This is a genomic window from Hydrogenimonas sp. (assembly GCF_029933015.1).
In the GTDB taxonomy this organism is placed as follows: domain Bacteria; phylum Campylobacterota; class Campylobacteria; order Campylobacterales; family Hydrogenimonadaceae; genus Hydrogenimonas.
In genome coordinates, this window is sequence record NZ_JAOZOZ010000030.1 from 1 (window position 1) to 6,999 (window position 6,999).

Below are 6,999 nucleotides of genomic sequence, written 5' to 3' on the forward strand. Positions count from 1 at the left end.
ATCTTACCCCAACTTTGCCTTCTATGATCCGTATAGGGTTTTTAGAGGTGCCCTTCAACAATTCTCGTGATAATGGAGTACCGTATGAATCCTGTTGTCGAATCGATCAAGAAAGAGGTGGGCAAAGTCATCGTCGGGCACGAACATCTCGTCGACGCCATGCTGATCGCACTGCTGTGCGAAGGGCATCTGCTCGTCGAGGGGGTGCCGGGGCTGGCGAAGACGACGGCGATCAACGCGCTGGCACAGGCACTGGGTCTGGCTTTCAAGCGGGTGCAGTTCACGCCCGATCTTCTGCCCAGTGACATTACAGGCACGGAGATATACGATCAAAAGAGCGGCGAATTCAGGGTCAAACACGGTCCGGTCTTCACGAACCTTCTGCTGGCCGACGAGATCAACCGTGCTCCAGCGAAGGTGCAGTCGGCGCTGCTGGAGGTGATGCAGGAGAAGCAGGTGACGATCGCCGAGGAGACCTACAGGGTGGACAGGCCTTTCCTCGTTCTTGCCACCCAGAACCCGGTGGAGCAGGAGGGGACCTACCGTCTTCCCGAAGCGCAGCTCGACCGTTTCATGATGAAGGTGAACGTCGGGTACAACACGATCGAAGAGGAGTTCGAGATCGTCAGCCGGGTGGCGGCCAAAGGGTTCGGAGAGATCTCCCAGGTCGCCGGAAAGCCGGAGATCGCCGCGCTTCAGAAAGAGCTGCACGGCGTGCATGTGGACGATGCGGTGCAGAAGTACATGCTCAAACTCATATTCGCCACGAGATATCCGAAAGAGTACGGCCTGGAGGAGATGGGGGAGTATATCGAGTTCGGTGCCAGTCCCCGGGCTTCCATCGATCTTTACAAAGCGAGCCGCGCCGTGGCGCTGATACGGGGGAAAGACTACGTCACACCCGTCGATATCGCCGAAGTGCTTCACGATGTGCTGCGCCATCGCGTCATCCTCAACTACAAAGCCGAAGCGGCGGGCATCACCAGTGACGATGTGGTCAAGGCGGTCCAGAAGTCGGTGCGGGTACCTTAAAAAGGATGGTCTAAAGGGAGCAGTAAACAGGGAACAGGCAATGGTGAATGATGATGAAAGGGTGGTATGAACACTAAAGCGAAAGAGCTGCTGATCAAGACGAAACGGCGGCTTTTCGGTCAGAATATCGGCAACAACATCTCCACTTTCCAAGGCAACGGGATCGATTTTGCGGAGCTGAAGGAGTACACCTACGGGGAAGATGTGCGCAAGATCAACTGGAAAGTGACCGCACGACAGCAGAAGCCCTATGTCAATGTCTTCAACGAAGAGCGCGAACTCAATATCGTCATCGGTTTCATGGTGTCGGGAAGCATCTATTTCGGGACGCTGCGGCAGAAACAGGAGGTGATGGCGGAGATTCTGGCGCTTCTTGGGTTTGCGGCGCTCAAAAACTCCGACCGGGTCACGTCGATCTTTTTCGATACCGCTCTGATGCAGTGGTTCAAACCCTCCAAAAGTCCCAATATCGTCTATGCGGCCCTCGAATATGCTCTGGAGACCGATGTGCTGAAACGGCGTTGCGATACCGGAAAGTTCGTCGATTTTCTCCTCGGCTCGATCAAAAACCGCTCCATCGTTCTGCTTCTGGGTGATTTCTACGAGGAGGCCGACTTTTCATTGCTCGGTGCCAGGCACGAGCTCTATGCGGTCATCGTCCGGGACCGTTTCGAAGAGCATCCGCTGCTGGAAGGGGAGTACGACCTGGTCGATCCCGTCAGCGGAAAACACCACAGGCTGGATCTGGACGGAAAACTGATCGAAAAGTATCGGGAGGATCTGCGCCGCCATGACGAGAGGCTTGCCGAACATTTTCTGAAAAACCGCATCCGTTTCACGAAGATCTATACGGATGAGGAGCCCTTCCTCAAGTTGCGGGAGATGCTCAAATGAACGACACGCTGCAGCAGCTTCGGGATATCAAGCCGCCGGTGGAGGTACCGGACGATTCTCTGGTTCTTTTTCTTTCGCTGACACTCTTGCTGATCTTCGTCGCGGGAGCGATCTGGCTGCTGCTTTCCGGCAGAAAGAGGATCAAAAGACGCAGGCGGCCCGATCCGAAAGAGATAGCCAGAAAGAAGCTGAGGGCGATCGATTTCAAAAATACGAAAGATGCAGTCTATACGTTCGGCGAGTATCTTCCTCTGTTGATCGAGGATGAAGATATGATGGAGCGATTCGAAAAAGTACGAAAAGATCTCGAAAGGTACAAATACAGAAAAGATGTTCCGCCTCTGGATGAATACGATATCAAGAACATGCGGAAACTGATCAAAAAGGCGTTGAGAGATGGGTAGCCTGACCTTCGAACATCCCGAGGCCTTTTTGCTGATACTTCTCTTTCTGGCATGCTTGAAATGGTGCCGGCCGCGATTTGAGAGTGTATGGTTTCCCGGAAGCGACAGGCTGGGGCGTATCGGCAGCCGACGCTCTTCGTTCAAGACGTTGCTCAAAACCGTCACCTTCACACTTCTGGTGACGGCCCTGGCAAGTCCCGTCGTCGAAAACGAGATCGAAATCCAGCGTGACAGGGGATACGAGATTTCACTGATTCTCGATGCCAGCGGTTCCATGGCGCAGAACAACAAGTTCGGCATCGTCAAAGAGATCGTCACCCGTTTCGTCAAGGCCAGGAAACACGACAAGCTCGGCCTGACGATTTTCGCCGACTTCGCCTATGTGGCCGTGCCTCTCACCTACGACAAAGCCTCCCTTTTGCGACTGCTGGAGAAAGTGGAGGTGGGCATCGCCGGGACCCGCAGAACCGCACTTTATGAAGCGCTTTTCATGAGCACGAAGCTCTTCAGGGATTCCAAGGCGAAGAACAAGATCGCGATTCTTCTGACAGACGGCATCGACAATGCGGGCACCGTCCCTCTGGAGGTTGCGATCAATACGGCGAAAAAGTACGGTATCAAAGTCTATACCATCGGCATCGGGGGAAGGGGAGACTACAACCCCTACGTCCTGGAAAAGATCGCGAAAGAGACCGGCGGGAAGTTTTTCGAAGCGGACACGGTCGAGAAGCTTGAAAAAGTCTATGAAACGATCGATGCCCTGGAAAAGAGCGAGATCAAAGGTAACCGCTATGTCAAAAAGAGCTACTACTACGCCTGGCCGCTCGGCGCGGCACTTCTCTTGATGCTTCCGCTCATTTTTTCCGGATCCGTACAGCTCAGGGTAAGAAGAGGGGGCGAATGATGGATTTCATGTATCCATATTTGTTAATATCAATCATTTTGCTCATCCCTTTGTGGCTGATGACGGAAAGAAGTGGCAGCGATCTTCGCCGAAGATTCACGCCGGAACTCTATAAAAAGATGGTGGCCCGGGGTGGAGGAATGAGCCGCAGAAGCCGCAGAGCGATTCTGTTGACCGCCGTGGCGCTGGGCATCGTGGCGCTGGCGCGTCCCGTGATCGAAAAGGGCGAGATAAAGATCAGGGAGTCGACGATCGATCTGGTCGTGGCTTTCGATATCTCCCGCTCCATGTTCGCCAACGATGTCTTCCCCAACCGTTTCGAGCTGGCGAAAAGGAAATTTTCCGATCTTCTCGATCACATGAAAAATGCCAGAATCGGTGTGATCGGTTTCAGTTCCCGGGCTTTTCTGGTAGCACCTCTGACACGGGACTACGCCTCGCTCAAATATCTGGTGACGCATATGGGATTTGACTACGTCACCCTGAAGGGGACCGACATGATGGCCCCGCTGGAGGTGACGGAAGATCTGCTCAAAGAGAAGAAGTCAAAAGCGCTGCTGATCTTCACCGACGGTGGCGACAAAAGAGATTTTTCCAAAGAGATCGCCTACGCGAAGAAACACGGCATCACGATCTTCGTCTATGCCATAGGTACCGAAAAGGGCGGCATCATGAAGTTCGACAACGACGTGGTGCGTGACGACAAAGGCAACGTGGTCATCACCCGTCTCAATCCCGCCGTCGAAAAACTGGCGACAGAGACGGGGGGAGTCTATATGCCGTTTTCCTTCAGCTCTTCCGATATGGCGAGACTGGCCGAAGCCATACATGACAGACTGGAGCCGACGGAGACGAAGGAGCAAGTGATCAAAGAGCAAGAAGAGCTCTTCTACTATCCGCTGATGCTTGCGATCTTTCTTTTCATACTCGCCAACGCTTCGTTGCCGCGAGCATGGCCCGTACGGGTCTCCATCCGTCCGAAAGGAGGGAAACGGTGATGAGGTATCTGTTGATCTCGATTCTGGTTTCGACGCTCTCCTTTGCGGGAATGTTCGATTTCATGACTCTAAAGAGTGCCCGGCAAGCCTATGAAAGAGGTCAATACGACAAAGCGGCGAAACTCTATGAAGAGGTGGCGAAAGAGGGAAGCGACGAAGCGAAATTCGACGCGGCGGACGCCTATTACAAAATGGGAAAATATGAAAAGGCCCTCGAACTCTATCGGGATGTAAAGAGCAAAAATCTGCAGTTTGAAAAACTGCACAACATGGGTAACTGCTACGCGAAACTGGGAAAGATCGACGAAGGGATCGAGGCGTATGAAGCGGCCCTGAAGATAAAGGAAGACGAGGATACCCGGTTCAATCTGGAACTGCTCAGAAAACTCAAAAAAGAGCAAAAAAGAGAGAAAGAGAAAAAAACGCAGCAGAAGAATGAAAAGCGGAACAATGAAAACGGCAACGGAAAACAGAACGAAAACAAAAACTTCGGAAAATCAAAAGAGCGACAACAGCGAAAACAAAAGAACCGACAACAGCAGCAGAATCAAAAAAATCAGTCCGAACAGAGCCAAAAAGATGAAAATCGGAAAAAAGCGTCCGACAGGAAACGAAACGAAGCGAAAAAGAGAAAAGATCAAAACCAAAAGAGTGACGGGAATCGGGAAAATGAGATGAAGCGAAAGATGCCAAAAGAGGAACCCATCAGCGAGATGGAGTTGAGAAAATGGAACAAAGTGCTGAACAGGCGGGGCATCCATACACTGATGCTGCCGATGCAGACACAGAAAGGCGAAAGGAGCGAGGATGAGACGACTCCCTGGTAAAATCCTTTTCACACTGCTGTTTCCGTGGCTGCTTTTCGCCGCGGGTGTTCATCTGGATGTGGACAAAAAAGAGGTGCTTCGCGGCGATACGGTGACACTCTCCATCACGGCGGAGGGAGAAAATATCGAATTTCCCGTTCTCAAAGAGATCGACGGCTTTCCCGTTCTGGGAACTTCACAGAGTTCCAACATCTCGATCATCAACGGACATACGACCAGAAGCGTCACGAAAAGCTACACTTTCGCGCCGATGAGGGATGTGACGATCCCGTCGCTGGAGGTGAAAGTCGATGGAAAACTCTACAAGACAGACGCCGTGAAAATCGTCGTCACCGACCGGCCGAAACAGACCTCGCAAAACGGTGAAGCGGTTTTGGAGATCAAGACAGACAAAACGGACGTCCATGTAGGAGAGCCGGTGACGTTGGAAATCGCACTGCGATACAGGCGAAGTGCCAATTTCGTCCAGGTGGAGCTGGCATCTCCCGAGTTTTCCAACTTCTGGATCAAGAAACTGGGGGATGTGGAGAAAAGCTACGACGGCGACTACGTGATCGAAAAACAGCGATATCTCATCTTCCCCCAGAAAGCGGGTGACTTCAAGCTCGGCCCGCTCACCGCAAAAATTGCCCGACGTGTCCGTGTCAAACCGCCTATCAGAGATCCCTTTTTCGACGACGACTTTTTCAACGGTTTTTTCGCGAGACTCCAGTGGACCCGGATCGCTTCCAACACGCTGAATCTCCATGTCGATCCGCTGCCCGGCAACGTGGAGCTCTATGGTGACTTTACCATCCATGCGAGGGCGGACAAAACCGTCGTCGATGCCAATCAGCCGGTACGGGTGACCATCGAGATCGAAGGGGAGGGCAATATCGACGATATCAAAAAATTCGAACCCCAGATTCCCGACACTGTCGTCTACAGTGACGATCCGGTGGTGAAAGAGTGGGTGAAGAATGGCAGATACGGCGGCTCTTTCAAAGAGACGATCACGATCGTGTCGGATCACGACTTTACGGTGCCATCCTTTGTTCTGCGCTATTTCGACGACAAAGAGCGGCGTATCGTCGAAAAAAAGACGGCACCGATCTTCGTGAAAGTCAAAGGAGGACGGAGTGTCGCGGCGTCGAAAGGTACGGCGGGTATCTTTGCGCCGGAAAAGGGGGGCTTGGAAAGAGGGGCAGCGGAAGAAAAAAGTGTCATTTCACCCTCCGAAAAAGGCGGAATCTCTCCCTGGCTCTATCTTCTGGCAGGTACGCTTCTTGGTGCGGGAGCCATGGCCGGTATGAGAGAATTGAAAGTGCGCTTCGGCAAAAGAAAAGAGAGCAATATCGCCAAATCGATCCGGCGGGCGAAAAGCGACAGAGAGCTGCTGGATCTGCTTCTTCCCTATGCCAAAGATGATGAGGAGATCAAAAAGGCGCTCGAAAAGCTGGAAGAGAACGTCTACGGCAAAAAACGGCACAAAATCGACAAAAAAGCGCTCGCCGAGATCGTAGAGGAGATAGAGAATCCGGAAAGTTAACGGAAGTAAACCATTGTAAATACGACAGTTTTCTTAAAAAAACGTTAAGAATCGTAGAGCTATAATGGAAGCTCAGTTGCCAAACCTGTTGTGAAGCAGGGACGGAAAGCCATGGGTCTTCGATACCAGATATCGAAGATCGCCAGGTTGCCTCTTTATTGACATCCGTTCAATAATGAGTAACATTCATTTACCTGCATTGATGTTTCCTCCCACTTCCTTCATGTTCCATAAACCACTGTAAATCCCGGGCCAAAACGGGCTTGCAGCAGATTATAATGGTGCCTTGTTGTATATGAGCACCCTATGGAAAGGAAGAGAAATGAGTAAGTTGCGTATAGCCGCGCGTCATCTGATATTTGTCGCCGCGGGAGTTTTTGTGATCGGTTGCGGCGGAGGCGGAGGATCTTCC

At 52.1% G+C, this 6,999-nt stretch carries 7 protein-coding genes and 1 riboswitch; all 7 genes read left to right on the forward strand.

Annotated elements, in window-relative coordinates; translation table 11 throughout:
* Positions 1–84: 84 nt before the first annotated feature.
* The 7 genes from Q1K23_RS03625 to Q1K23_RS03655 all read left to right on the forward strand — a co-directional run bounded on the left by Q1K23_RS03625 (position 85) and on the right by Q1K23_RS03655 (position 6,587).
* Complete coding sequence (locus Q1K23_RS03625) at positions 85–1,032, forward strand: MoxR family ATPase (protein WP_300362518.1); 948 nt, start codon at positions 85–87, stop codon at positions 1,030–1,032.
* Positions 1,033–1,098: 66 nt separating this feature from the next.
* Positions 1,099–1,926 (forward strand): DUF58 domain-containing protein, encoded by an 828-nt coding sequence (locus tag Q1K23_RS03630; protein WP_300362520.1) that lies wholly within the window; start codon positions 1,099–1,101, stop codon positions 1,924–1,926.
* The gene (locus Q1K23_RS03635) at positions 1,923–2,330 is read left to right on the forward strand and encodes a hypothetical protein (RefSeq protein WP_300362524.1); all 408 of its coding nucleotides are present in this window, start codon (positions 1,923–1,925) and stop codon (positions 2,328–2,330) included. Before Q1K23_RS03630 ends, Q1K23_RS03635 begins: the two co-directional genes overlap by 4 nt.
* Positions 2,323–3,234, forward strand: a complete 912-nt coding sequence (locus Q1K23_RS03640) for a VWA domain-containing protein (RefSeq protein WP_300362527.1) — start codon at positions 2,323–2,325, stop codon at positions 3,232–3,234. Before Q1K23_RS03635 ends, Q1K23_RS03640 begins: the two co-directional genes overlap by 8 nt.
* Positions 3,235–3,293: 59 nt before the next feature.
* Complete coding sequence (locus tag Q1K23_RS03645) at positions 3,294–4,232, forward strand: VWA domain-containing protein (RefSeq protein ID WP_300362530.1); 939 nt, start codon at positions 3,294–3,296, stop codon at positions 4,230–4,232.
* Entirely contained in the window at positions 4,232–5,059 is an 828-nt protein-coding gene (locus tag Q1K23_RS03650) for a tetratricopeptide repeat protein (RefSeq protein ID WP_300362532.1), read from the forward strand. Before Q1K23_RS03645 ends, Q1K23_RS03650 begins: the two co-directional genes overlap by 1 nt.
* Positions 5,040–6,587, forward strand: a complete 1,548-nt coding sequence (locus tag Q1K23_RS03655) for a BatD family protein (RefSeq protein ID WP_300362533.1) — start codon at positions 5,040–5,042, stop codon at positions 6,585–6,587. Before Q1K23_RS03650 ends, Q1K23_RS03655 begins: the two co-directional genes overlap by 20 nt.
* Before the next feature lie 68 nt (positions 6,588–6,655).
* Positions 6,656–6,742, forward strand: a riboswitch (cyclic di-GMP riboswitch).
* Positions 6,743–6,999: the final 257 nt, after the last annotated feature.